This window comes from Aeromicrobium sp. SP1 (assembly GCF_055663785.1).
Map to the genome: position 1 here is coordinate 3203548 of NZ_JBQVVK010000001.1, position 24144 is coordinate 3227691.

24 protein-coding genes and 1 riboswitch are annotated in these 24144 nt (G+C 69.8%); of the genes, 21 read left to right on the forward strand and 3 right to left on the reverse strand.

Annotation, left to right across the window (positions count from 1 at the left end; genetic code table 11):
* Positions 1 to 16 precede the first annotated feature (16 nt).
* Entirely contained in the window at positions 17 to 1417 is a 1401-nt protein-coding gene (locus ACT26F_RS15645) for an alpha,alpha-trehalose-phosphate synthase (UDP-forming) (RefSeq protein WP_471671474.1), read from the reverse strand.
* A 176-nt stretch (positions 1418 to 1593) separates the two neighbouring features.
* Here ACT26F_RS15645 and ACT26F_RS15650 point away from each other — a divergent pair, with 176 nt between their 5' ends.
* The 14 genes from ACT26F_RS15650 to ACT26F_RS15715 all read left to right on the forward strand — a co-directional run bounded on the left by ACT26F_RS15650 (position 1594) and on the right by ACT26F_RS15715 (position 13814).
* Positions 1594 to 1818 carry a DUF3263 domain-containing protein gene (locus ACT26F_RS15650; protein WP_471671699.1) on the forward strand — a complete coding sequence of 75 codons (225 nt, stop codon included), beginning with the start codon at positions 1594 to 1596 and terminating at the stop codon, positions 1816 to 1818.
* 1 nt (position 1819) lies between these two features.
* A complete protein-coding gene (locus tag ACT26F_RS15655; protein ID WP_471671475.1) occupies positions 1820 to 2386 on the forward strand; it encodes a LytR C-terminal domain-containing protein in 567 nt (188 codons plus the stop codon).
* Between the two features lie 55 nt (positions 2387 to 2441).
* On the forward strand, positions 2442 to 3212 hold the full coding sequence (gene otsB, locus ACT26F_RS15660) for a trehalose-phosphatase (RefSeq protein WP_471671476.1): 771 nt from the start codon (positions 2442 to 2444) through the stop codon (positions 3210 to 3212).
* A gap of 79 nt (positions 3213 to 3291) precedes the next feature.
* Positions 3292 to 3404, forward strand: a riboswitch (SAM riboswitch).
* Between the two features lie 8 nt (positions 3405 to 3412).
* Positions 3413 to 4684, forward strand: a complete 1272-nt coding sequence (gene thrC, locus ACT26F_RS15665) for a threonine synthase (RefSeq protein ID WP_471671477.1) — start codon at positions 3413 to 3415, stop codon at positions 4682 to 4684.
* Positions 4685 to 4718: 34 nt separating this feature from the next.
* Positions 4719 to 5000 carry a MoaD/ThiS family protein gene (locus ACT26F_RS15670; protein WP_471671478.1) on the forward strand — a complete coding sequence of 94 codons (282 nt, stop codon included), beginning with the start codon at positions 4719 to 4721 and terminating at the stop codon, positions 4998 to 5000.
* Positions 5001 to 5133: 133 nt separating this feature from the next.
* Positions 5134 to 5337 carry a cold-shock protein gene (locus tag ACT26F_RS15675; RefSeq protein WP_471671479.1) on the forward strand — a complete coding sequence of 68 codons (204 nt, stop codon included), beginning with the start codon at positions 5134 to 5136 and terminating at the stop codon, positions 5335 to 5337.
* A gap of 90 nt (positions 5338 to 5427) precedes the next feature.
* A complete protein-coding gene (locus tag ACT26F_RS15680; protein ID WP_471671480.1) occupies positions 5428 to 7257 on the forward strand; it encodes a hypothetical protein in 1830 nt (609 codons plus the stop codon).
* On the forward strand, positions 7254 to 7607 hold the full coding sequence (locus ACT26F_RS15685) for a hypothetical protein (protein WP_471671481.1): 354 nt from the start codon (positions 7254 to 7256) through the stop codon (positions 7605 to 7607). Before ACT26F_RS15680 ends, ACT26F_RS15685 begins: the two co-directional genes overlap by 4 nt.
* A 4-nt stretch (positions 7608 to 7611) precedes the next feature.
* The gene (locus ACT26F_RS15690; RefSeq protein ID WP_471671482.1) at positions 7612 to 8769 is read left to right on the forward strand and encodes a hypothetical protein; all 1158 of its coding nucleotides are present in this window, start codon (positions 7612 to 7614) and stop codon (positions 8767 to 8769) included.
* Between the two features lie 9 nt (positions 8770 to 8778).
* Positions 8779 to 8940 carry a hypothetical protein gene (locus ACT26F_RS15695; RefSeq protein WP_471671483.1) on the forward strand — a complete coding sequence of 54 codons (162 nt, stop codon included), beginning with the start codon at positions 8779 to 8781 and terminating at the stop codon, positions 8938 to 8940.
* 77 nt (positions 8941 to 9017) lie between these two features.
* A complete protein-coding gene (gene groL / locus ACT26F_RS15700; RefSeq protein WP_471671484.1) occupies positions 9018 to 10646 on the forward strand; it encodes a chaperonin GroEL in 1629 nt (542 codons plus the stop codon).
* 115 nt (positions 10647 to 10761) lie between these two features.
* The gene (locus tag ACT26F_RS15705) at positions 10762 to 11508 is read left to right on the forward strand and encodes an acyltransferase (protein ID WP_471671485.1); all 747 of its coding nucleotides are present in this window, start codon (positions 10762 to 10764) and stop codon (positions 11506 to 11508) included.
* Positions 11509 to 11922: 414 nt separating this feature from the next.
* The gene (locus ACT26F_RS15710) at positions 11923 to 13371 is read left to right on the forward strand and encodes an exopolysaccharide biosynthesis polyprenyl glycosylphosphotransferase (RefSeq protein WP_471671486.1); all 1449 of its coding nucleotides are present in this window, start codon (positions 11923 to 11925) and stop codon (positions 13369 to 13371) included.
* Positions 13371 to 13814, forward strand: a complete 444-nt coding sequence (locus tag ACT26F_RS15715) for an FAD synthase family protein (protein WP_471671487.1) — start codon at positions 13371 to 13373, stop codon at positions 13812 to 13814. The genes ACT26F_RS15710 and ACT26F_RS15715 overlap by 1 nt, the downstream gene beginning before the upstream one ends.
* A 177-nt stretch (positions 13815 to 13991) precedes the next feature.
* Here ACT26F_RS15715 and cysN read toward each other — a convergent pair whose 3' ends face one another.
* Both cysN and cysD read right to left on the reverse strand, forming a co-directional pair.
* Positions 13992 to 15236, reverse strand: a complete 1245-nt coding sequence (gene cysN / locus ACT26F_RS15720; RefSeq protein WP_471671488.1) for a sulfate adenylyltransferase subunit CysN — start codon at positions 15234 to 15236, stop codon at positions 13992 to 13994.
* Positions 15236 to 16156, reverse strand: coding sequence for a sulfate adenylyltransferase subunit CysD (cysD, locus tag ACT26F_RS15725; protein WP_471671489.1), 921 nt, complete (start codon positions 16154 to 16156; stop codon positions 15236 to 15238). Before cysD ends, cysN begins: the two co-directional genes overlap by 1 nt.
* Positions 16157 to 16300: 144 nt before the next feature.
* Here cysD and cysC point away from each other — a divergent pair, with 144 nt between their 5' ends.
* From cysC to ACT26F_RS15760, 7 genes are all read left to right on the forward strand, one after another.
* Positions 16301 to 17494, forward strand: coding sequence for an adenylyl-sulfate kinase (gene cysC, locus ACT26F_RS15730; RefSeq protein WP_471671490.1), 1194 nt, complete (start codon positions 16301 to 16303; stop codon positions 17492 to 17494).
* Between the two features lie 54 nt (positions 17495 to 17548).
* A complete protein-coding gene (locus ACT26F_RS15735) occupies positions 17549 to 18847 on the forward strand; it encodes a transcriptional regulator (protein ID WP_471671491.1) in 1299 nt (432 codons plus the stop codon).
* Between the two features lie 224 nt (positions 18848 to 19071).
* Positions 19072 to 20595 (forward strand): acetaldehyde dehydrogenase ExaC, encoded by a 1524-nt coding sequence (exaC, locus tag ACT26F_RS15740; RefSeq protein WP_471671492.1) that lies wholly within the window; start codon positions 19072 to 19074, stop codon positions 20593 to 20595.
* Between the two features lie 5 nt (positions 20596 to 20600).
* Positions 20601 to 21044 carry a DUF779 domain-containing protein gene (locus ACT26F_RS15745; RefSeq protein ID WP_471671493.1) on the forward strand — a complete coding sequence of 148 codons (444 nt, stop codon included), beginning with the start codon at positions 20601 to 20603 and terminating at the stop codon, positions 21042 to 21044.
* A gap of 33 nt (positions 21045 to 21077) precedes the next feature.
* Positions 21078 to 22682: an AMP-binding protein gene (locus ACT26F_RS15750; protein ID WP_471671494.1), complete on the forward strand. Its 1605-nt coding sequence runs from the start codon at positions 21078 to 21080 to the stop codon at positions 22680 to 22682.
* Positions 22683 to 22692: 10 nt separating this feature from the next.
* Complete coding sequence (locus ACT26F_RS15755; protein ID WP_471671495.1) at positions 22693 to 23169, forward strand: type II toxin-antitoxin system PemK/MazF family toxin; 477 nt, start codon at positions 22693 to 22695, stop codon at positions 23167 to 23169.
* A complete protein-coding gene (locus ACT26F_RS15760; RefSeq protein ID WP_471671496.1) occupies positions 23166 to 24140 on the forward strand; it encodes a YihY/virulence factor BrkB family protein in 975 nt (324 codons plus the stop codon). Before ACT26F_RS15755 ends, ACT26F_RS15760 begins: the two co-directional genes overlap by 4 nt.
* Positions 24141 to 24144: the final 4 nt, after the last annotated feature.

Genomic DNA, 24144 nt, shown 5'->3' on the forward strand with positions numbered 1-24144 from the left:
GCTGCCAGTCCGCGCGTCAGGTACGGACCGACGCGAGCTCGGCGAGGTACGTGTTCGCCCAGCGCTCGATGTCGTTCTCCATGACCTGCTTGCGCAGGGCCCGCATCCGCTTGCGCAGGTCGACGGGACTGGCGCGCATCGCCTCGAGCATCACGGCCTTCATCCCGTTGATGTCGTGCGGGTTGACCTGGAAGGCCTGGCGCAGCTCGCCGGCCGCTCCCGCGAACTCGCTCAGCACGAGTCCGCCGCGGTCGTCCCAGCGCGTCGCGATGTACTCCTTGGCCACGAGGTTCATGCCGTCGCGCAGCGGGGTGACGACCATGACGTCGGCCGCGCGGTACATCGCGGCCATCTCCTCGCGCGGGAACGAGGCGTGCAGGTACTGGATCGGCTGCTGCCCGATGCGACCGAGGTCGCCGTTGATCCGGCCGACGAGTCGGTTGATGTCGTCGCGCAGCACCTTGTACTGCTTGACGCGCTCTCGCGAGGGCGTGGCGACCTGGACGAAGACGGCCTCGCCGACGTCGATGACGCCGTCGCTGACGAGCTCGCCGAACGCCCGCAGGCGCTGCGGCAGGCCCTTCGTGTAGTCGAGCCGGTCGATGCCGATCAGCACGTGGCGCGGGTTGCCGATGCTGTCGCGGATCTCCTGCGCGCGGGCGATCACGTCGGGGGTGCGCGACAGCTGCTCGAAGCCCTTCGCGTCGATCGAGATCGGATAGGCCTTGGCCAGCACCGTGCGGCCGTCGGGCAGGAACACCGTCTCCTTCGCCGTGCGGTGACCGACGAAGCGTCGGACGAGGCGGACGAAGTTCTGCGATGCGCCCGGCATCTGGAAGCCGACGAGATCGGCGCCGAGCAGGCCCTCGAGGATCTGCTTGCGCCACGGCAGCTGCTGGAACAGCTCGGTGGGCGGGAACGGGATGTGCAGGAAGAAGCCGATCAGCAGGTCGGGTCGCAGCTCGCGCAGCATCTGCGGGACGAGCTGCAGCTGGTAGTCCTGCACCCACACGACGGCGCCCTGGGCGGCGACCTCGGCGGCCTTGCGGGCGAACCGCTGGTTGACCTCGACGTACGCGTCCCACCACTCGCGGTGGTACTCCGGAGTGACGACGACGTCGTGGTAGAGCGGCCAGAGGGTGCCGTTGGAGAAGCCCTCGTAGTAGTCCTCGACCTCCTGCTCGGAGAGCGGGACCGGCACGAGCCGCAGGCCGTCGTTGGTGAACTCGCCCATCTGCTCGTCGGAGGCGCCGTGCCAGCCGATCCAGGCACCACCCTGACGCTTCATCACGGGCTCGAGGGCGGTGACCAGTCCGCCGGGGGAGGTCCGCCACATCACCTCGCCGTCGGGCCCGATCAGCCGGTCGACGGGTAGGCGGTTGGCGATCACCACGAATTCGGCCGGGTTCGTCGCCATGACCCCCAGCCTAGGCCAGATCGGTCCGGGGCGGGCGATTCGCGCTAGCCGAATGACAACCATGTGATTCCGCCGGTACGATGCGAGACATGGCAGCGGTGGAGAAGCACGACCAGTCGGTTCGCGGCGAGTTGAGCGACCGCGATGGCACGGCCTTGTCTGCTCGCGACGGCGAGATGCTCGAGCTGGAGCGCCTGTGGTGGAAGTACGCCGGCGCCAAGGAGCAGGCGATCCGCGACAAGTTCGACCTGTCGCCGACGCACTACTACCAGGCCCTCAACGCGCTGATCGACTCCGAGGCCGCCCTCGCGCACGATCCGTTGCTGGTCAAGCGACTGCGTCGCCTGCGGGCCCAGCGCCAGCGCCAGCGTCAGGCGCGTCGCTCGGGAACCGACGCCTGAGGTGGACGAGTCGCCGGATGAGATTCCCGGCGGCGACCGACCGCCGAGCCGGCGTCGACGCAGCTGGGGCCTCGTCGCCCTCCCCGTGCTCTGGCTCGTCCTGGGCGTGACCGGCGGACTGGCGATCGTCAAGCACGTCCGCGCCGACGATCCGCCCCCGGCGGACGTCACGACGGCGGGTCCGACCGCGACCACCGCGACCCCGAAGCCGAAGAAGACCGAGAAGGCGACCAAGCCGACCGCGAAGCCGTCCCCTGAACCGACCACCGAGCCGACGACGCAGCAGACCGTGGCGGCGACCCGGTCGATCGGCGTCGTCATCTACAACCAGGCCGGCATCGGCGGCCTCGCCGCCCGCGCCTCCGCGCAGGCGCAGGCCGCGGGCTGGACCGTCGTCGACACCGGCAACTGGCGCGGCTCGGTGCCCCAGGACACCGTCTACTACCCGCCCGGCAAGCAGGCCGAGGCCGAGCTGCTGGGCGGCGACCTCGCGATCACGCGTCTCATGCCGGCCGTCTCGAACATGTCCGGCACCTACCTCACGGTCGTCCTGACGAGCGCTCGCTGACCGCTCGGGTCGCGCGGCCTCGTGGGCGACCCGCGGTCGGCGGCATACTCGTCCCATGACCGATCCGGGCCGGACCCTGCTCGCGCTCGACTTCGACGGGACGCTGTCGCCGATCGTCGAGGACCCCACCGCCGCGTACATCCACCCCGGGTCGCTCGCGGCGCTGCGGCGCCTCGGCCCCGTGCTCGCGGGAATCGCGATCATCACGGGTCGCCCCGTCGAGCAGGTGCGCCGGCTCGGCCGGTTCGAGGAGGGATCGGGTCTCGAGCGGCTCGTCGTGTGCGGCCAGTACGGCGCCGAGCGCTGGGACGCGGCGACCGGCGAGATGCACCTGCCCGAGCGCCCGGCCCCGATCGAGGAACTGGCGACGATGCTCCCGGACTGGCTCGCGGAGCACGGTGCGCAGGCCGTCCGGATCGAGGACAAGGGCCTGGCGCTCGCGCTGCACACCCGCGGCGTCGCTCCGGGCCTGCTCGACCAGTTGAGGCCCGAGATCGATGCCCTGGCGACGCAGTTGGGTTTGCACGTCGAGCCGGGCCGGCAGGTCATCGAGCTGCGTCCTCCGGGCAGTGACAAGGGCCAGACGCTGCGCCGGCTCGTCGAGTCGCTCGAGCTCGAGGCGGTGATGTTCGCGGGGGACGACCTCGGCGACCTGCCGGCGTTCCACGAGGGCATCGCGCTGCGCGAGGGCGGACTGGAGGTCACTCTCGTGTGCTCGGCGTCGGCGGAGCAGGACGCGCTCGTGCCGTTGGCGGACGTCGTGCTCGACGGGCCCGGCGAACTGGCGGCCTGGCTCACCGGGCTGGCGGACGCCTTCGGCGCCTGATCTCACAATACGATACTGCGTCTCAACTATTGAGACTCAGATTTCTGCGGCACCGGCCCGGCTGCCTACGCTGAGCGGGCACTCATCATGAGGGGCAGAGGGACACGGCCCGACGAAGCCCCAGCAACCAGCCGACAGGCGGCCAGGTGCTAATTCCGTCCGCGGTCGAACGTCGACCCGGAGAGATGAATGGAGTCCTCGTGAGCGTCACGCTTCCCGACCGCACCGCCACCACCCTGCGCGAGGGTGCCTTCGGCAACGCGACCTGCCTCAAGTGCCGCGAGTGCGGCGCCACCCGCGAGCTCGGCCCGCACTACGCGTGCTTCGAGTGTTTCGGCCCGCTGGAGATCGGCTACGACTTCGGCACCGTCACGCGCGAGCAGATCGAGTCCGGACCGGCGAACATCTGGCGCTACAAGGCGCTGCTGCCCGTGCCCGACGACATCGAGTCGAGCCCCAACCTCGAGCCCGGCTTCACGCGCCTGCTCGACGCCCGCAACCTCGCCGCCGAGCTGGGCCTGACCAAGCTCTGGGTCAAGGACGACAGCACCAACCCGACGAACTCCTTCAAGGACCGCGTCGTCGCGTGCGCCCTGAGCGCCGCCCGCGAGTTCGGCAGCAAGGTGTTCGCGTGCCCCTCCACCGGCAACCTCGCCAACGCCGTGGCTGCCGCCGGCGCCCGGGCGGGGATCCGCACGGTCGTGTTCATCCCCAGCAACCTCGAGACGCCCAAGCAGGTGAACTCGGCGATCTTCACCGAGAACCTCGTCGCCGTCGAGGGCAACTACGACGACGTCAACAAGCTCGCCAGTGAGATCGCGGGCGAGGAGGACGGCTGGGCGTTCGTGAACGTCAACGTCCGTCCGTTCTACGCCGAGGGCTCCAAGACGCTCGGCTACGAGATCGCCGAGCAGCTCGGCTGGCGCCTGCCCGACCAGATCGTCATCCCCGTGGCCTCCGGCTCCCAGCTGACCAAGGTGCACAAGGCGTTCACCGAGCTGATCGCGCTGGGCCTGGTCGAGGACAAGCCGTTCCGGGTCTTCGGTGCGCAGGCCGAGGGCTGCAACCCCGTCGCGACCGCCTACAAGGACGGCGTCGACGCGATCCGCCCGGTCAAGCCCGACACGATCGCGAAGTCGCTCGCGATCGGCAACCCCGCCGACGGCATCTACGTCCTCGACATCGCCCGCCAGAGCGGGGGTGCGGTCGAGGAGGTCAGCGACGACGAGATCCGCGAGGGCATCGTGCTGCTGGCGCGCACCGAGGGCATCTTCACCGAGACCGCCGGCGGCACGACCGTCGCGGTGCTGAAGAAGCTCGTCGCGACCGGCCAGCTCGACCCGTCCCTCGAGACCGTCGTCATCAACACCGGCCACGGGCTCAAGACGCTCGATGCCGTGTCGGGCTCCGTCGGGCCCGCCGCGACGATCGCGCCGACCTACGCAGCGTTCACCGCGGCCGGCATCGCCTGAGCCCGCGCCCCTTCGAATCGTCAGGAGCTTCACCATGGCCGTGTCCGTCCGCATTCCCACGATCCTGCGCACCTACACCGACGACGAGTCCCAGGTCAGCGCCGAGGGCGGGACCCTCACCGCCGTCCTGGACTCGCTCGAGGGTGCCTACCCCGGCATTCGTGCGCGGATCGTCGACGAGGACGGCAAGCTGCGCCGCTTCGTGAACGTGTACGTGGCCGAGGAGGACGTCCGTTTCGCCGACGGCCTCGACACCAAGACCCCCGAGGGCACCCAGATTTCGATCATCCCCGCCGTGGCGGGCGGTTCCTGCTGAGCCGCCACCCGGTGGCGGGGCGGAGCCCCGCCGTGGCGGGCGGCTGAGCGGGCGCTGAACGAATTCCGGCACTGCCGATACCCTTGCTCGAAGGAGGCCCGGCCGGGGGTCTCCCCGCACGACAGGTGGTCTCATGGTGCACGGCACCGTCAAGTGGTTCAACGCCGACAAGGGCTATGGATTCATCGCCGTCGACGGTCAGGACGACGTGTTCGTCCACTGGTCCAAGATCGCGATCAACGGGTTCAAGACGCTCGAGGACGGCCAGACGGTCGAGCTCGAGGTCGTCGACGGGCCCAAGGGTCGCGAGGCGGAGAACGTCCAGCCACTGCGCTGAGACCCCTGTGGTCACACCCGTCACGACACGGTGTGAGACGAATCACGCGAAACGCTATGTGACATCGAAGATGTCACATACAGTGACGCTGTGTTCACCTTGCTCGTCACGGCCAACGACGCCGGCTACGCCCCCGCGGGCGGTGCTGCGCTGGACCAGGTCATCGGACTGTCCATCGCCGCCGCCATCATCACGACCTTCCTGTTCGGGGTCGGCTGGGCGCACCGCACCCACCGGATCGAGTGGCTGCAGCGCAGCGGCGACTGGCTGAAGGGCCGCACGGGCCACCCCGGCTGGGCGGCGATCTGCGCGCTGTTCATCGCAGCCGCGCTCATGATCGCGCTGCTGGGCTTCATGTGGGACGTCAGCCTGCACGCGGGCCGCGGGCGTGACGAGGGCCCGCTGGCCAACCCGGCCCACTACCTGATCCTGATCGGCCTGTTCGCCCTGTTCGTCGGGGGCCTGACGGCGGTCGCGTGGACGCGCGACGGCCGCAAGCCCTCGCTCGCCTCCGTCCGGATCACGCGCTCGTGGTACGCCCCGGTCAGTGCGCTGTTCATCGCCGGCTGCGGGCTCTACGCGCTGATCGGATTCCCGCTCGACGACATCTGGCACCGGCTGTTCGGCCAGGACGTGACGCTGTGGGGCCCGACGCACCTCATGCTCATCGGCGGCGCCGGCCTGTCCACCGCGGGCATCGTCCTCATGCACCGTGAGGCCCAGCTGAGCGACGACTACGACGACTCGTCGCGCAACGTGGCCCTCGTCCACCGGATCACGCTGACCGTCGCCTTCGGCGCGATGCTGATCGGCCTCTCGGTGTTCCAGGCCGAGTTCGACTTCGGGATCGCGCAGTACCGCATGGTCTTCGCGCCGCTCATGATCGCGCTCGCGGCCGCGGTCACCCTCGTCGCCGCGCGGCTGTACGGCGGTCCGGGGACGGCCATCATGGCCGCGCTCTTCTTCCTCCTCATGCGCGGGTTGGTCTCGTACACGGTCGAGGAGGTGTTCGGCCAGGCCCACCACGTCTTCCCGCTCTACCTCGGCAGCGCCGTCCTGGTCGAGCTGCTCGCGCTGACGGCCCTGCGGCGCCGTCCGCTGCTGTTCGGAGCGGTCGCGGGCCTCGTGATCGGCACGCTCGGCTCGGCGATCGAGAAAGTCTGGAACGACCAGCTGTTCGCGTTCGCCTGGGCGCGCGACATGTGGGTCGAGGGACTGCTCATGACCGTCCCCGTCGCGATCGGTGCCGGTCTGTGCGGGGCCCTGTTCGCGATGGGCATGGAGGGCACCCTGCCGCGGCCGCGGATCGCCCGCACGATCATGACCGCCTCGGTCCTCGTGCTGGCCATCGCGGTCGCCAACGGACTGTCGTACTCCGTCCCGAAGGAGGCAACGGCGACGGTCGCCGCGACGCAGTCCGAGGACGGCGTCGAGATCGAGCTGACCGTCGAGCCGGCCGACCTCGTTGACGACGACTACACGTGGGTCCAGCTGATGGCCTGGCAGGGCGGAGCGCCCGGGGTCGCGATCGACCAGCTCGAGCGCACGGGCGAGAACACGTGGCGCTCGACGAAGCCGATCCCCGTCGGCGGCAACTGGAAGACGCTCGTGCGCGTGCAGGACGGCCGGACGCTCACCGCAGTCCCGGTGTACCTGCCCGAGGACCCCGCGCTCGGTGCCCCCGAGCTGGCGGTCACCTCGACGTTCACGCGCGACTTCGTGCCCGAGATCCAGATCCTGCAGCGTGAGCGCAAGCTCGACACCCCCGGCTGGCTGTGGGGCGCGGGCAACCTCCTGGTGCTGGTCTGCAGCCTGCTGATGCTCATCGGCATCGGCGTCTCGACCTCGCGGGTCAGTCGCGCGATCGCCGACGAGGACGCCCGTCGGCGGGCCGCGTCGGCGCACGAGGCGCGGGCGTGAGGCGCGCCCTCGCGGCCGGCGTCCTCGCGTTGCTCTTGGTCTCGGCCTGCTCCGACGACCAGCCCGAGGCGTCGTCGCAGCCGGTCTCGGTCGAGGTGACGTTCGCCGGCGGCGACGTCAGTCCGCACGGCGAGAAGGTCGACGTCCCGGTCGGCGAGGAGGTCACCTTCGTCGTCACGAGCGACACCGAGGAGGAGCTGCACGTCCACGGCGAGCCGGAGCTGGAGATCGAGGTCGAGCCGGGAATGCAGGCCGAGGAGTTCACGTACACGCCGACGGTGCCCGGTCAGATCGCGGTCGAGGCCCATCGCGCCGACGTCACGGTCGTGACCCTCGTCGTGACGAAGTAGCGGCGTGCTGGGAACCCACGGGCTCGGTGGCCAGACGGACCTGCCGATCCCGTTCGAGTACGCCGCGATCGGCGGGGCCTGGGCGCTGACCGCCTCGTTCGCCGTCGTGGCGTTCGCGTGGAAGCAGCCGCGCTACTCCGGTCCGGGTCCGGTCGGCGTCGACGTGGCCCTGCCGCACCGCCGGGCGTGGCTCGCGGTCGTCGGCCTCGTCGTCGCGGCCCTGCTCGGCGCGGCGCTGTTCCTCGGCGACGACCAGCGCGTCGCGGGCGCCGTCGCCTTCGTCTACACGTGGTGGTGGGTCGGGCTGGTCCCGCTGGCGCTCGCCTTCGGTCCGGTGTGGCGCGACCTCTCGCCGTGGCGCACGGTCGCCGGCTGGATCTCGGCGGGCGGCCTGCGGGCGTACCCGGCGGGCTGGGGCTACTGGCCGGCCGCGGTCGGGCTCCTCTCCTTCGTGTGGCTCGAGCTGGCGTCGCCCGATCCGGGGTCCGTCGCCGCCGTCCGCACGTGGCTCGTCGCGTACTCGGTCGTCACGATCGTCGGCGGGGTCGTGTTCGGTCCGCGCTGGTTCGATCGGGCCGATCCGTTCGACGTCTACTCCGCCGTCGTCGCGAGGCTGCACGGCGGCCTGCGCACGCTGCCCGGCATCCCCGTCGACCGCGGGCTCGTCGCCGTCGTGGCCGTGCTGCTCGGCTCGACGGCGTTCGACTCCTTCAGCGCCTCCTCGACGTGGCAGCGGCGCGAGCCCTCGACCGCGGCCGACACGGCGATGCTGCTGGCCTTCGCTCTCGTGGTCGGCCTGGCGTTCTGTGTCGCCGTCCGCCCCGGGACGCCCGCCGACTTCGTCCACACGCTCGTGCCGATCGTCGTGGGCTACGTCGTCGCGCACTATGCGACCTACCTCGTCGAGAAGGGCCAGCGCGCCCTGATCGACCTGCTCGGTCTGGACGCCGACCCGAACCTGTGGCTGTCGTTGCACCCGTCGGTCGTCGCGACGATCAAGGTCGTGGCGGTCGTCGGCGGGCACGTCGTGGCGGTCGTCGCGGCCCACGACCGGGCGCTCGCGGTGCTGCCGCGCGAGAAGCGGCTGACCGGTCAGATCCCGCTCATGCTGCTGATGGTCGCGTACACGTTCGCCGGCCTCTACCTGCTGCTGTCGGTCTAGGATCGAACGATGGTCGTGCAGCACGCGATCGCCCTCCTCGCGATCCCGGCATTCCTGCCGGCGTTCGCGCTCGTCGGCGCGATCGTGTGGATCGCGCGCAAGGACCGCGTCGACGAGCGACGCGAGCGCGAGGCCGACGATGCGGATGCGGGCCCGCTTGAGGATGGTTGATTAGCACTCGTATAGTGAGAGTGCCAGATCTCGATCTGGGACCACCCACAGTCCACGACAGTTGGAGCAACGCACCCATGGCCAAGTCCATCGCATTCAACGAAGAAGCCCGGCGCGGGCTCGAGCGGGGCATGAACCAGCTCGCCGACGCCGTCAAGGTCACCCTCGGCCCCAAGGGCCGCAACGTCGTCCTCGAGAAGAAGTGGGGCGCGCCCACCATCACGAACGACGGTGTGAGCATCGCCAAGGAGATCGAGCTCGAGGATCCCTACGAGAAGATCGGCGCCGAGCTCGTCAAGGAGGTCGCCAAGAAGACCGACGACGTCGCGGGCGACGGCACGACGACCGCCACCGTCCTGGCCCAGGCACTCGTGCGCGAGGGCCTGCGCAACGTGGCCGCCGGCGCCAACCCGATGGGCCTGAAGAAGGGCATCGAGATCGCCGTCGAGGCCATCAGCAGCCAGCTGCTCGGCATGGCCAAGGACGTCGAGACCAAGGAGCAGATCGCCTCCACCGCGTCCATCTCGGCCGCCGACACCACGGTCGGCGAGATCATCGCCGAGGCGATGGACAAGGTCGGCAAGGAGGGCGTCATCACCGTCGAGGAGTCGAACACGTTCGGCCTCGACCTCGAGCTCACCGAGGGCATGCGCTTCGACAAGGGTCACCTGTCGGGCTACTTCGTCACGGACCCCGAGCGCATGGAGACGGTCCTCGAGGACCCGTACATCCTCATCGTCAACAGCAAGATCAGCACCGTGAAGGACATGGTCCCGGTGCTGGAGAAGGTCATGCAGACCGGCAAGCCGCTGGCCATCATCGCCGAGGACGTCGAGGGCGAGGCGCTGGCCACCCTGATCGTCAACAAGCTCAAGGGCACGTTCAAGTCGGTCGCCATCAAGGCCCCCGGCTTCGGCGACCGTCGCAAGGCCATGCTGACCGACATCGCGATCCTCACCGGTGGTGAGGTCATCAGCGAGGAGGTCGGCCTCAAGCTCGAGAACGCCGATCTCACGCTGCTCGGCACCGCTCGCAAGGTCGTCACGTCCAAGGACGAGACGACGATCGTCGAGGGTGGCGGCGACGAGGCCCAGATCCAGGGCCGCGTCGCCCAGATCAAGGCCGAGATCGAGAACAGCGACTCGGACTACGACCGCGAGAAGCTGCAGGAGCGCCTCGCCAAGCTGGCCGGCGGCGTGGCCGTCATCAAGGTCGGCGCGGCCACCGAGGTCGAGCTCAAGGAGCGCAAGCACCGCATCGAGGACGCCGTCCGCAACGCGAAGGCGGCCGTCGAGGAGGGCATCGTCCCCGGCGGCGGCGTCGCGCTGGTCCAGGCCACCGCGGCGGCGTTCGAGAAGCTCGAGCTGACCGGCGACGAGGCCACGGGCGCGAACATCGTGCGTCTGGCCGCTTCGGCCCCGCTCAAGCAGATCGCGATCAACGCCGGCCTCGAGGGCGGCGTCGTGGCGGAGAAGGTCGCCAACATCGAGGCCGGCTTCGGTCTCAACGCGGCGACCGGTGAGTACGTCGACATGATCGCCACCGGCATCATCGACCCGGCGAAGGTGACCCGCTCGGCGCTGCAGAACGCCGCGTCGATCGCCGCGCTGTTCCTCACCACCGAGGCCGTCGTGGCCGACAAGCCGGAGCCCGCGGCCCCGGCCGGCGCTCCCGACATGGGTGACATGGGCGGCATGGGCTTCTGAGTCCAGCCCCACCACCGCGAGGCCCCGGCACCGACAGGTGCCGGGGCCTCGTGCCGTCAGGCGGGCCCGCGGGAATCGCGTGGCTCGTGATCTCCCCGCCGTCGGGGATGGGAGGATGTCCGGCGTGACGAACTGGGACCTGGCGCGCATGGACGAGCCCTTGACGCCGGCACACCGGGCGCGGCTGCTCGAGGCGGGGGTCGATCCCGAGCGCCTCGACGCGGTCGCCTGGCGCCGTGCGACCGGCCCGTTCCCCTCGTGGTGGGCCGACTCGGGCAACGCGCTGTACCTCGCCCCCGGCGCCTCGCTGCCCGACCAGGTCCTCGACGTCCTCACGACCTTCTGGTTCCGCAACGCCCTGCTGGTCGTCGGCAGCCCGATGGTGCACCTGACGTCCCTGCTGCTCGGGGGCGACGGGGCCACGGTGTTCCTCGACGAGCGGGTCGTGCTCACGGCGGGCGAGGTGTACTGCGGGCCGGACTCGTCGATCGTGCTGCACGGTCCGGTCGTGGCGACGCGATCGCCCGTCGTCGATGCGCGCAACGGGGGCAGGATCGTCGCGGCGGGCGACCAGCTGTGGGCCGCCGGCGTCTACGTCGCGACCGACGACATGCACCGGCTCGAGGACGCCGCCACGGGGGAGCGACTCAATCCCTTCGGCGCGACGATCCGGATCGGGCGCCACGTGTGGCTGTGCCGTGAGGCGGTCGTGACGGGTCATGTCGAGATCGCCGACCACGTCTGCGTGGGCCTCCGAGCGGTGGTCAGGGGCCAGAAAGTGCCCCCCAACGTGGTCGTCGCGGGAGCCCCCGCGCGGGTCGTGCGCGAGGGCACGACGTGGTCCTTCGACGACGTCCCCTGATCGACCGACAGGACCACTGACCTCTGCCAACGCCCGTGAAACTTGGGGTTACACGGTTCGCAGGTACGGAATCGATGGTCTGAGGCCATCGAACGCACGAATCCAGTGGCCTATCAGATGTGACTTGCGCTACACCATCGAATTTGCCGAATAGCCGGACATGGGACTCGGTCATGGCCTAACTTCGAGGAAGCGAGAGGCGTTTGTGGCCATCGGTGGCCGTCGGAGGGGGATCCGGCGAGGGAGAGCACCGAAGGACACTGGGAGCCAGGGGGCGCGAGGAGAGTTCCTCATGCCCGTGTATCGACGGCGACCGGGCGCGCTCTTGCACCAATAGCAAGACACAGACGGTGGGTCGAACGGTCTTCGCGGAGGGGTTCCGCACAGTACCGAGGCTCGCATTGGGGAGTAAGTATGACTTCAGCGATCGACGGACGTGATGACGCCGTCCTTCCGCTGCGGCTCGTCGAGCCGATCGCCCGTGACGCCGTGGTGGGATCTCCTTCCGTCCACCGCGAGTTCACGGGGATCCCGACGGGTCGTTCGTCGATCGAGGCTCTGGTCCGCCAGGGCTTGATCGGCCATGTGGCCGTCCTGTTCGGGACGGTCTTCGCCGGACTCGTGATCGGCATGGCGCCCGGAGCGCTCGCGCTGCTGGCGGCCACGGTCGTCGGCTGGCTCGGCTTCAGCCTCGCCGCGCTGCCGGCGTACGAGCGTGCCGGGTCCTTGCGCCCGGCCAAGCGACTCGTCGCCGCCCTCGCGATCGGTGCCCTCGTGGTCCTGGTCGTCGACGACGCGATCTCGAACGAGGTCCGCAACGCGGCCACGGTGCTGACCGTCACGGCCGGACTGATCGTCGCCTCGGCGCTCGTCCACCGCACGGTCATGCGTCGGGTCCCGACCCTGCTGGTCGGACCGACGGACGCGGTCAACCGTCTCGCGGCGCGCTGGGACGACCGGCCCGACCTCGTCGTGGTCGGCCGCTGCACGTGGGACTCGAGCCTGCCGGTCGGCAGCGCGACGGTGAACTCCGTGGTGCGCGACGTCCCCAAGCTGCTCCGCACGGTGCGCGGCGCCCGCGTCGTCATCACCGCCGATCGGGCACTCGGAGATCCGTCGCTGCGGCACCTCGCGTGGGGCCTGCAGCGTGCCGAGATCGAGTGCCTCGTGCTCACCGACATGAACGAGTACGTCGAGTTCGTGCGGCCCACGCGGGTCGGCGACCAGCTCGCGCTCGCACTCGACCCCCCGAACAGCCACCTCGTCTCGCAGGCGATCAAGGCGTTCTTCGACCGCAGCTTCGCGGTGTTCGCACTGCTGCTCGGTGCGCCGCTGCTCGCCCTCATCGCGCTCGCGATCAAGTTCGACACGCGCGGCTCGGTGATCTACAAGCAGGAGCGCACCGGCAAGGACGGCGTGCCGTTCGTGATCTACAAGTTCCGCACGATGGTCGAGGACGCCGACGCCAAGGTCGAGGAGCTCCGCGAGCTGAACGAGGGCGCAGGCCCGCTGTTCAAGATGACGCAGGACCCCCGCGTCACCCGCGTCGGCCGGCTGCTGCGCCAGACCTCGCTCGACGAGCTGCCCCAGCTGTTCAACGTGCTGCTCGGCGACATGGCGCTCGTCGGACCCCGTCCGGCGCTCGAGAGCGAGACGTCGCAGTACAGCCAGTGGGTCTGGCGCCGGCTGCACGTCAAGCCGGGCATGACCGGCCTCTGGCAGGTCAGCGGCCGCTCGAACCTGTCGTGGGACGAGTCGATCCGCCTGGACCTGATGTACGTCAACAACTGGAACCTGCGGATGGACCTGTCGATCCTGTTCCGCACCATCGGCGTCGTGTTCAACCGCAAGGGAGCCTGGTGATGACGGTCGAGGTCGGCGTCGGCTACGCCAGTGGCGTCTTCGACATGTTCCACGTCGGGCACCTCAACCTGCTGCGCCGCGCGCGTGAGCATTGCGAGACGCTCGTCGTGGGCGTCGCGAGCGACGAGTACGTGCTGGCGCTCAAGGGCCGCGAGCCCGTCGTGCCGCTGGCCGAGCGCCTCGACATCGTCTCGTCGCTGCGCTTCGTCGACGAGGTCGTGGTCGATCGCAGCGAGGACAAGCGGGTCGCGTGGCGCGACCGGGCCTTCGACGCGATCTTCAAGGGCGACGACTGGCGCGGCTCGGCCAAGGGCGACCGGCTCGAGCAGGCGATGGCCGAGGTCGGCGCACGCGTCGTCTACTTCCCCTACACGCTGCACACGTCCAGCTCTCGCCTGCGCGGGTTCATCGAGCGCAGCGAGGCCGAGAGCTACGGCTCGTAGCCTTCCGGTGGTCGACTGCCGCGAGGAACGAGCGGTGTATCGAGACCAGCAGGTTCCGCGGGGCGGACGACCCGTGGCTCTGTGCGGCTGACCGGGTTTCGAGGCTTCGGGCGCTGAGCGCCCTCGCACCTCAACCTCCTCGGGCGATCGGCCGCGGAGCGGCCTCATGCCCTCGGACTAGTGCTCGGTGATGACGCCGGCGCCGACGGTGCGGTTGGTGGCCTCGTCGATCAGGATGAACGAGCCGGCCTGCCGGTTGCGCTGGTAGGGGTCGACCATGAGCGGCTGGGTCGTCCGCAGGGTGACCCGGCCGATCGCGTTGAGCCCGAGCAGACCGGGCGCCTGGTGCCGGTGCAGCGTGTTGACGTCCAGTTCGTACTGGATGTCCTTGACCATCGCGCGCGCAGAGCGGGTCGTGTGCTTGATCGCGTACTTGCCGCCGACGCTCATCGGCGAGGCGTCCATCCAGCTGACCATCGCGTCGATGTCCTGCGACACGTGCGGCTGGTTGTTCGGGCGGACGATCATGTCGCCGCGCGACACGTCGACCTCGTCCTCGAGCCGGACCGTGACCGACATGGGCGGGAACGCCTCGGCGAGCTCGCCCTTCGCGGTGTCGATCGCCTTGATCTTCGTCGGCAGGCCGCTGGGCAGGACGAGCACGTCGTCGCCCGGGCGGATCACGCCGCTGATGACCTGGCCGGCGAAGGCGCGGTAGTCGCCCTGGCCGTTCTGCGGCCGGATCACGTACTGGACCGGGAAGCGCACGTCCTGCAGGTTGCGATCGCTCGCGATGTAGACGTTCTCGAGGTGGTGCAGCAGCGACGGGCCCTCGTACCAGGGCATGTTCTGCGTGCGGCCCACGACGTTGTCGCCGGTCAGCGCCGACAGCGGGATCGTCGTGACGTCGGTGAAGTCGAGCCGGGCCGCGAAGTCGTTGAACGCATCGCTGATGCCCTGGTAGACCTCCTCGGACCAGTCGACGAGGTCCATCTTGTTGATCGCGAGCACGATGTGCGGGACGCGCAGCAGCGAGACGAGCGTCGCGTGACGCCGGCTCTGCTCCTGCAGGCCCTTGCGGGCGTCGACGAGGATGATCGCGAGGTCGGCCGTCGAGGCGCCCGTGACCATGTTGCGCGTGTACTGGGTGTGCCCCGGCGTGTCCGCGATGATGAACTTGCGCTTCGGCGTGGAGAAGTAGCGGTACGCGACGTCGATCGTGATGCCCTGCTCGCGCTCGGCGCGCAGGCCGTCGGTCAGCAGGGCGAGGTCGGTGTACTCGTCACCGCGCTGGGCGCTGGTCGCCTCGACCGCCTCGAGCTGGTCGGTGAAGATCGACTTCGAGTCGTACAGCAGCCGGCCGATGAGCGTGCTCTTGCCGTCGTCGACCGAGCCGGCGGTGGCGAATCGCAGGATGTCCATCAGAAGTAGCCCTCCTTCTTGCGATCCTCCATGGCGGCCTCGCTGACCTTGTCGTCGCCGCGGGTCGCACCACGCTCGGTGATGCGCGTCGCCGCGACCTCGGCCACGACGTCGTCGGGCGTCGCCGCCGTCGACTGGACCGCGGCGGTCAGCGTGGCGTCGCCCACCGTGCGGTAGCGGACGGACTCGGTGAAGACGTCCTCGCCCTCACGCGGCTGGCAGTGCTGGTTGATCGTGAAGTACATGCCGCCGCGCAGGAAGACCTCGCGCTCGCGGGCGTAGTAGATGTCGGGCAGTTCGATCCCCTCGCGGGCGATGTACTGCCAGATGTCGAGCTCGGTCCAGTTCGACAGCGGGAAGCAGCGGATGCTCTCGCCGGAGTGGATCCGGGCGTTGTACAGGCCCCACAGCTCGGGGCGCTGGTCCTTGGGGTCCCACTGGCCGAAGTCGTCGCGGAAGGAGAAGACGCGCTCCTTGGCGCGGGCCTTCTCCTCGTCGCGGCGCGCGCCGCCGAAGAGGGCCTGCAGGCCGTTGCGCTCGGCCGTGCGCAGCAGCACGGGGGTCTGGATGCGGTTGCGCGAGCCGTTCGGCTCCTCGCGGACGAAGCCCTCGTCGATCGCGTCCTGGACCGAGCCCACGATGAGGCGCACGCCGAGCTGCTCGACGACGCGGTCGCGGAACGCCAGGACCTCGTCGAAGTTGTGGCCCGTGTCGATGTGCACCACCGGGAACGGGATCGGTCCCGGGGCGAAGGCCTTGACCGCGAGATTGAGCATCACCACGGAGTCCTTGCCACCCGAGAAGAGCAGTCCGGGCTTCTCGACCTCGGCCGCGAGCTCGCGAATGATGAAGATCGCCTCGGCCTCGAGGTGGTCGAGTTGACTCATGCCGTAGCGGCGCGCGTCGCTCGTTTCGGTCATTGAAGATTTCCTCCCCATGGGGTGGGCCGGGGCAGCGATTTTGAACCCTAACACCGGGCTCTGAGTGCCCGCGGGCCGGTGCGTTTCCGTGAGACGATCCGTGCCACAATCGGGAGCCATGGACGGGACCACGAAGGACCAACCGTGAGTGCGACCGCGGTGCTCCGTGGTGCGGAGTTGGACGGTCTCGAACTGATCCTCGGACGATTCCTCGCGCCGGTCGACGGCTACTGCCTGCCCGGTGCCCCGCCACGTGACTGGCCCGTCGAGGCGAACCTCGCGGTGCCGACGAAGGCCGCGGGCGAGGCGGTCGACCAGGGATCGCTGACCCTGACCGACGCCGACAACACCCCGCTGGCCGCCCTCGTGCTGTCCGGGACGCTGCGTCGCGACGACGAGACGACGTGGGTCGCGGGACGACTGCGCGCCCTGAAGGCCGCCGAGCACCCGCCCGCGCGGGCCGTGCGGCTCGTGGTTCCGGTCGACCTGAGCGAGTACGTCGTCGCGTTGTTCGGCGGCCACGTCAGTGCCGCCGACGTGCTGGAGGCCGTCACCGCCGCCGACGGCCGACCGTTGGCGCTGATCGGCGTGGCGTCGCACGACGGCACCGGCGCCGACGTCGCCGTGATGGACGAGTTGCGTCGCTGCTCGCGGCAGATCTTCCGGGCGCGGCCCTGGTACCTCTCCGCTCCCGAGGTCGGGCAGGACGCCTCCGCGGAGGACATCCTGACCCGGTCGCTGCAGTCGATGGGCGTGACCGAGCGGATCGACCTGCGTCGACCCAGTGCCCGTCCCGACCGCGGTGCGGTGCTGCTCTTCACGGGGCTGTCGGGTGCCGGCAAGTCGACCGTCGCCCGAGCCGTCGTCGAGACGATCGAGGCCCGCGGCCTGCGCCGGACGGCCCTGCTCGACGGCGACGACGTGCGCCAGGAGCTCTCCTCCGGCCTCGGGTACAGCGAGGAGGACCGGGTCCGGAACCTCACCCGGATCGCGTGGGTCGCCGCGCGGCTGGCCAGCGTCGGTGCGGTGGCGGTGTGTGCGCCGATCGCTCCGTTCGCCTCCGCTCGCGAGGCCATGCGGCAACGGGTCGAGCCGGAGTCGCCGTTCCTCGTGATCCACGTCGCGACGCCCCTCAAGGTGGCCGAGGCGCGCGATCGCAAGGGTCTGTACGCGAAGGCGCGGGCCGGGCTGATCAAGGACTTCACGGGCATCGACTCGCCGTACGAGGCACCCGTCGACCCCGACCTCGTGATCGACACGTCCCAATCCGGGATCGGCGAGTGCGTCGAGGCGGTGCTCGCCATGCTGAGCGAGCGCGGCGTGATCGCGAAGGGCTGAAACCGCCCGGAAGAGTGGTGTGACCGGCTTCACACCCTTGGGTACGCTGCCTCCATGGCGCCGAGGCCCTCGGAATCTCCCTTCGCCGTGCCCCCGGGTGTCGATCCCGATGAGTTGGCGCGGGCCTTGCACGACGCGCACGACTCCTTCCTCTCGACCGGATCGGTCGAGGCCCCCGTGCGTGCCGTCGTGCGTGACTCGTGGCGACGCAGCCTGCAGGGCGGACTCGACCCCGAGCGCGACCTCGCGGCGATCACGCTCGACTCCCAGCACCTCGAGGAGATCCGCCGCGAGCACCCGCTCGCCGCGGGCATGCCGGTCGTCCGGCGGCTGCTCGTCGAGAGCGCGGCGGACGCGGGCCTGCTCGTGGCCGTGAGCGACGCGGCCGGCCAGCTGCTGTGGGTCGAGGGTGCGGCCCGGCTGCGCCGCATGGCCGAGCAGATGAACTTCGTGCCCGGCGCGGACTGGAGCGAGGCCAGCGCGGGGACCAACGCCCCCGGGACCGCCCTCGCGCTCGACCGGGCGATCTCGTTGCTCGGGCCCGAGCACCTCGCGCGGCCCGTCACGCCGTGGAGCTGTTCGGCCGCGCCCGTGCACGACCCCGACACCGGCGCCGTGCTCGGCGTCATCGACCTCACCGGCGGAGTGGAGGTCGCCGGCGCGACGAGCCTGGGCCTCGTGCGGGCGACCGCGGCGGCCGTCGAGGCCGAGCTGCGACTCGAGCGGGTCCGCGGGGCCGCGGCCGCGCGCACGAGCTGGACCCCGGGCGTCGAACGCCCCCGCATCGACGTGCTCGGGGTGCGCGGTGCCCTGATGCACCACGCGACGACCACCACGCGGCTGAGCGCCCGGCACAGCGAGATCACGCTGCTCGTCGCGTCGGCCGGTCGCGGGCTCACGACCGCCGAGCTGGCCGTGGCGCTGAGCGACGACGAGCTGCCCGAGGTCACGATCCGCGCGGAGCTGTCGCGACTGCGCCAGGTGCTCGGCGGGCTGCGGATGGAGTCGCGGCCCTACCGCTTCGCCGAGGGCGTCGACACCGACGCGCACCAGGTCCGTGAGGACCTCGCCGCCGGACGCCTGCGCCAGGCCGTCGCCCGCTACCGCGGGCCGGTCCTGCCCGACTCGCAGGCGCCCGCGATCGTGCAGGCCCGCGACGACCTGCACCAGCTCGTGCGGTCGCACCTGCTCGCGAGCGACGATCCCGACGCGCTGCTCTCGTTCGCCGACACGGCGCACGGGCGCGACGACTACGAGGTGTGGTCGCGCATCGCCGCGGTGCTCCCGGCCTCCTCGCCGCGCCACGCCCAGGTCGTCGACCACCTCGAGAGGCTCGACGCCGAGCTGCGCTGACCCGCGACGGTGGTCTCGATACGCGGCTCGCTGCGCTCGCCTGCTACTCGACCGCCGGGCGCTCGCCTGCTGCTCGACCATCGGTGATCGAGTAGCCGCGGCGAGCTCTGCGAGCTCGCGGCGTATCGAGATCCGCGACGTACGTTCGTGCAACGTTGCGGTGCCTACCTTCGGAACATGGGTGTGAGCCCCCTCACATCCACGGATTGACGAAGGAGTCACGCATGGCCGTCTACGCAGCACCAGGGACCGAGGGAAGCGTCGTTTCCTACAAGACCCGCTACGACCACTGGATCGGCGGCGAGTACGTCGCGCCGGTCAAGGGCCAGTACTTCGAGAACCCCTCGCCGGTCAACGGCAAGATCTTCTGCGAGGTCGCCCGGGGGACCGCCGAGGACATCGAGGCCGCGCTCGACGCCGCGCACGCGGCAGCCCCGGCCTGGGGCAAGACCTCGACCACCGAGCGGGCGAACATCCTCAACAAGATCGCCGACCGCATCGAGGCGAACCTCGAGATGCTCGCCGTCGGGGAGACGTGGGAGAACGGCAAGCCCGTCCGCGAGACGCTGGCCGCCGACCTGCCGCTCGCCGTCGACCACTTCCGCTACTTCGCGGGCTGCATCCGCGCGCAGGAGGGCTCGCTCAGCCAGATCGACGACGACACCGTCGCGTACCACTTCCACGAGCCGCTGGGCGTCGTCGGCCAGATCATCCCGTGGAACTTCCCGCTGCTCATGGCCGTGTGGAAGCTGGCGCCCGCGCTGGCCGCCGGCAACGCCGTCGTCCTGAAGCCGGCGGAGCAGACGCCCGCGTCGATCATGCTGCTGATGGAGCTCATCGCCGACCTGCTCCCGCCGGGCGTCGTCAACGTCGTCAACGGCTTCGGCGCCGAGGCCGGAGCGCCGCTCGCCGCGAGCAGCCGCATCCGCAAGATCGCCTTCACGGGCGAGACCACGACCGGCCGGCTCATCATGCAGAACGCGAGCCAGAACCTCATCCCGGTCACGCTCGAGCTCGGTGGCAAGAGCCCGAACATCTTCTTCGAGGACGTCACGGCCCAGGACGACGCGTTCTACGACAAGGCCCTCGAGGGCTTCACGATGTTCGCGCTCAACCAGGGCGAGGTCTGCACGTGTCCGTCGCGGGCGCTGATCCAGAACTCGATCCTCGAGCAGTTCCTGCCCGCCGCGACGGAGCGCACGAAGCTCATCAAGCAGGGCAACCCGCTCGACACCGATACGATGATCGGGGCGCAGGCCAGCAACGACCAGCTCGAGAAGATCCTGTCCTACTTCGAGATCGGCACGCAGGAGGGCGCCCGCATCATCACCGGTGGTGAGCGCGTCGACCTCGGCGGGGACCTGTCCGGCGGCTACTACGTGGCGCCGACGATCTTCCAGGGCCACAACAAGATGCGCATCTTCCAGGAGGAGATCTTCGGACCCGTCGTCTCGGTCACCGGGTTCGACGACTTCGACGACGCGATGAGCATCGCCAACGACACGTTGTACGGCCTCGGTGCCGGCGTGTGGAGCCGCGACACCAACACCGCCTACCGCGCGGGTCGCACGATCCAGGCCGGTCGCGTGTGGACGAACTGCTACCACGCGTACCCGGCGCACGCGGCCTTCGGTGGCTACAAGAGCTCGGGCATCGGTCGGGAGAACCACCGGCAGATGCTCGACCACTACCAGCAGACCAAGAACCTGCTGGTGAGCTACTCACCCAACGCCCTCGGATTCTTCTGATCCCCATGGAGTCCGAGGAGTCACCCACGGCAGACGGTCAACTCTCCCTCCCGACTGCCCGGGTGGCCGTGACCCCGGAGGCGGCGGATCTGCTTCGCCGTCTCCGGGTGGACCACGACAAGCCGCTCATGTTCCACCAGTCCGGCGGCTGCTGCGACGGGTCCGCGCCGATGTGCTACACCCAGGGCACGTTCATCACGGGGGCCGCGGACGTGCTGCTCGGCGAGCTCGACGCCGGCACTCCCGAGCCGATCCCCGTGTGGATCTCGAAGGAGCAGTTCGCCTACTGGTCGCACACCCACATCACGATCGACGTCGTCCCGGGACGGGGTGCGGGCTTCTCCATCGAGGGTCCGACGGGTCATCGATTCATCATCCGGTCGCGTGTCTTCACGGAGGAAGAGGTGTTACGGATGATTCCTGTGTTGTCTGGTGGGGAAATCGCCTGATTCTCCGGAGGGCAACTGTTACGATTCCGGGCCATGGGAGACCTGGGTTACAAGTTGAAGGTTCTGCGTCGGATCGGCGTCATCAAGGCGCTGCCCCCGAACAGGCTGATCGGGGCCGCGCGCCAACTCAAGAAGTGGGGTCCGGGCCTTCCGTCCGGCCTGAACGCCGCCGCGAAGCGGTACCCCAAGCAGATCGCGATCATCGACGACGCCGGTGAGATCTCCTACGCCGACCTCGTGACGCAGGTCAACCAGTACACCGAGGTGCTGCGCGAGCGTGGCCTCAAGCCCGGTGACTCGGTGGCCGTGCTCTCGCGCAACCACCGCTACCTCGTGATCGCTCTCATCGCCATCATGCAGATCGGCGGCCGCGTCCTGCTGCTCAACACGATGGCCAGCCGCGCGCAGCTGACCGACCTCGCCGAGCGCGAGGGTGCCGAGCTGCTCATCCTCGACCAGGAGTTCCTGCCGCTCGTCGAGGACGTCCGCCGCAGCCGGCTGTGCCTGGCCTGGGCCGACGCCGACGCGCCCGTGGACCTGCCCTCGATCGAGTCCTCGGTCGTCGGCAAGCCGTCCGGCGACCAGCCGGTCCCGCCGAAGCACGGCGAGATCATCATCTTCACCTCCGGCACGACCGGACTGCCCAAGGGCGCCAAGCGCAAGGAGCCGGACGACCTCAAGCCGGTCCTGGCGTACTTCGGCTCGATCCCCTACACGAGCAACTCGGTCGTCGCGATCGCCGCGCCGCTGTTCCACTCGTGGGGCCTGATCAACCTCGGCTTCGGTCTGTCGACGTGCCCCACGATCGTCCTGCGCCGCAAGTTCAGCCCCGAGCAGACGCTCAAGGACATCGACCGCCACAAGGTCAAGGTCCTGGTCGTCGTGCCGCTCATGCTGCAGCGCATGGTCAAGGCCGATCCCGACGTCGTCAAGAACACCGACGTGTCCTCGCTCGAGATCACCGCGTCCAGCGGTTCGGCCCTGGCCGGCGACCTCGCGCTGCACTTCATGGACATGTACACCGACTCGATCTACAACTTCTACGGCGCGACCGAGACCGGTTGGATCACGATCGCCAGCCCGTCCGACCTGCGCGCCGCGCCCGGCACGGCCGGCCGCATCCCGTGGCGCACCGACGTCAAGGTCCTCGACCACGACGGCAACGAGGTCCCGCCGGGCGACATCGGCGTCATCCACGTCGCGAACGACATGCCCTTCGGCGGCTACACCGACGGCCGCAACAAGGCGTTCCACTCCGGTCTCATGGACTCCGGCGACCTCGGGTACTTCGACGAGGAGGGCCGGCTGTTCGTCGCCGGCCGCGACGACGACATGATCATCTCCGGCGGTGAGAACGTGTTCCCGCGCGAGCTCGAGGACTGCCTCATCGAGCACCCCGCCGTGGCCGACGTCGTCGTCACCGGCGTCGCCGATCCCGACTGGGGCCAGCGGCTCGCGGCCTACGTCGTGCGCACCGAGGACAAGGACGTGTCCGAGAGCGACCTCATCGAGTTCGCGAAGGACAACGTGGCACGCTTCGCCGTCCCGAGCGGCGTCATGTTCATCGACGAGCTGCCGCGCAACCCCACCGGCAAGGTCATGAAGCGTCAGCTGCCGACCTTCGAGACGACGGCCTGACACCAGCGTCGTGCGGGGGAACGTCGCAGCGGTCCTGAGGCGGCTCGCCCACGTCGGGCGAGCCCTCACGGGAGGTGCCGGTCCGGCCGGGTCCGCCCGGGACGAGCTCGACCTGTCGTGGTCGGCCGCCCAGGACGGTCGACCCGATCCCGGGGAGATCGTCTGGACCTGGGTGCCCTACGAGGACGACCCGACGCAGGGCAAGGACCGTCCCGTCCTGCTGATCGGACGACGCGACGCGTCGACGCTCGTGGCCCTGCAGCTGACCTCGAAGGACCACGACCGCGACGAGCAGCAGGAGGCGAGCGCCGGCCGGTTCTGGATGGACATCGGCACCGGCGGCTGGGACGCGCGCGGGCGATCCAGCGAGGTCCGGCTCAACCGCTTCATCGACATCCGCGAGGCCGACATCCGCCGCGAGGGCGCGATCCTGGACCGCGCGGTGTACGAGCGGGTCGTCGCGGCTGCGAGACAATACCTGCCATGAGCATCGTCGCCCGGGTGGATCGCTTCCAGCGCCGCCACCCGGTCTTCGGCTTCCCGATCGCCGTCATCTACAAGTTCTTCGACGACCAGGGCCCGTATCTCGCGGCGATCATGACGTACTACTCGTTCATCGCGATCTTCCCGCTGCTGCTGATCGCCAGCTCGATCCTGGGCTTCGTCCTGCAGGACGACTACGAGCTGCAGGAGCGACTGCTGGACACCGCCCTGGGACAGTTCCCGATCATCGGCGACCAGCTCGGCCGGCCGGGCGAGATCTCCGGCAGCACGTCCGCGATCGTGTTCGGCTCGCTCGCGGCGCTCTACGGCTCGCTCGGCGTGGGCCAGTCGACCCAGAACGCGGCGAACGTCGCGTGGGGCGTCCCGCGCAACAGCCGCCCCAATCCGATCCTCATGCGCCTGCGCAGCGTCGTGGTGCTCGCCATCGGCGGCCTGGGCATCCTCACGATCGCGGTCGCCCAGTCGCTCGTCGACAACCCCCAGCTGGTCGGCATCGACCACCTGCCCGACCTCGGCTGGGTCATGCGCCTCGTCGGCCTGCTCGTGACGTGGGGCATCTTCATCGTGATCTTCAAGCTGCTGAGCCTGCGCCGCGCGACGTGGCGATCGGTCCTGCCCGGCTCGCTGTTCTGTGCGCTCGGCTGGCAGGTGCTGCAGTACTCCGGCGACACGTACGTGCAGCGCGTCATCGTCCGGGCCTCGTCGATGAACCAGACGTTCGCGCTCGTGCTCGGCCTCGTCGCGTTCCTGTTCCTGCTCGCGTCGATCATCGTGATCGGACTGGAGATCAACGTCGTGCGCCGCCGGCACCTGTACCCGCGGGCGCTGCTGACGCCGTTCACCGACAACGTCGAACTGACGGCCGGCGATCGCCGTGCCTACGCCCAGTACGCGAGGATGCAGCGGCACAAGGGGTTCCAGACCATCTCGGTCGACTTCGAGAACGACGCCTAGCCGG

Bases quoted from the DNA above. Each gene is read 5' to 3' on its own strand.
- ACT26F_RS15645 (WP_471671474.1), bottom strand. From the start codon at position 1,417: ATGGCGACGAACCCGGCCGAATTCGTGGTGATCGCCAACCGCCTACCC.
- ACT26F_RS15650 (WP_471671699.1), top strand. From the start codon at position 1,594: ATGCTCGAGCTGGAGCGCCTGTGGTGGAAGTACGCCGGCGCCAAGGAG.
- otsB (WP_471671476.1), top strand. From the start codon at position 2,442: ATGACCGATCCGGGCCGGACCCTGCTCGCGCTCGACTTCGACGGGACG.
- ACT26F_RS15670 (WP_471671478.1), top strand. From the start codon at position 4,719: ATGGCCGTGTCCGTCCGCATTCCCACGATCCTGCGCACCTACACCGAC.
- ACT26F_RS15675 (WP_471671479.1), top strand. From the start codon at position 5,134: ATGGTGCACGGCACCGTCAAGTGGTTCAACGCCGACAAGGGCTATGGA.
- ACT26F_RS15695 (WP_471671483.1), top strand. From the start codon at position 8,779: ATGGTCGTGCAGCACGCGATCGCCCTCCTCGCGATCCCGGCATTCCTG.
- groL (WP_471671484.1), top strand. From the start codon at position 9,018: ATGGCCAAGTCCATCGCATTCAACGAAGAAGCCCGGCGCGGGCTCGAG.
- ACT26F_RS15705 (WP_471671485.1), top strand. From the start codon at position 10,762: ATGTCCGGCGTGACGAACTGGGACCTGGCGCGCATGGACGAGCCCTTG.
- ACT26F_RS15710 (WP_471671486.1), top strand. From the start codon at position 11,923: ATGACTTCAGCGATCGACGGACGTGATGACGCCGTCCTTCCGCTGCGG.
- ACT26F_RS15715 (WP_471671487.1), top strand. From the start codon at position 13,371: ATGACGGTCGAGGTCGGCGTCGGCTACGCCAGTGGCGTCTTCGACATG.
- cysN (WP_471671488.1), bottom strand. From the start codon at position 15,236: ATGGACATCCTGCGATTCGCCACCGCCGGCTCGGTCGACGACGGCAAG.
- cysD (WP_471671489.1), bottom strand. From the start codon at position 16,156: ATGACCGAAACGAGCGACGCGCGCCGCTACGGCATGAGTCAACTCGAC.
- ACT26F_RS15735 (WP_471671491.1), top strand. From the start codon at position 17,549: ATGGCGCCGAGGCCCTCGGAATCTCCCTTCGCCGTGCCCCCGGGTGTC.
- exaC (WP_471671492.1), top strand. From the start codon at position 19,072: ATGGCCGTCTACGCAGCACCAGGGACCGAGGGAAGCGTCGTTTCCTAC.
- ACT26F_RS15745 (WP_471671493.1), top strand. From the start codon at position 20,601: ATGGAGTCCGAGGAGTCACCCACGGCAGACGGTCAACTCTCCCTCCCG.
- ACT26F_RS15750 (WP_471671494.1), top strand. From the start codon at position 21,078: ATGGGAGACCTGGGTTACAAGTTGAAGGTTCTGCGTCGGATCGGCGTC.
- ACT26F_RS15760 (WP_471671496.1), top strand. From the start codon at position 23,166: ATGAGCATCGTCGCCCGGGTGGATCGCTTCCAGCGCCGCCACCCGGTC.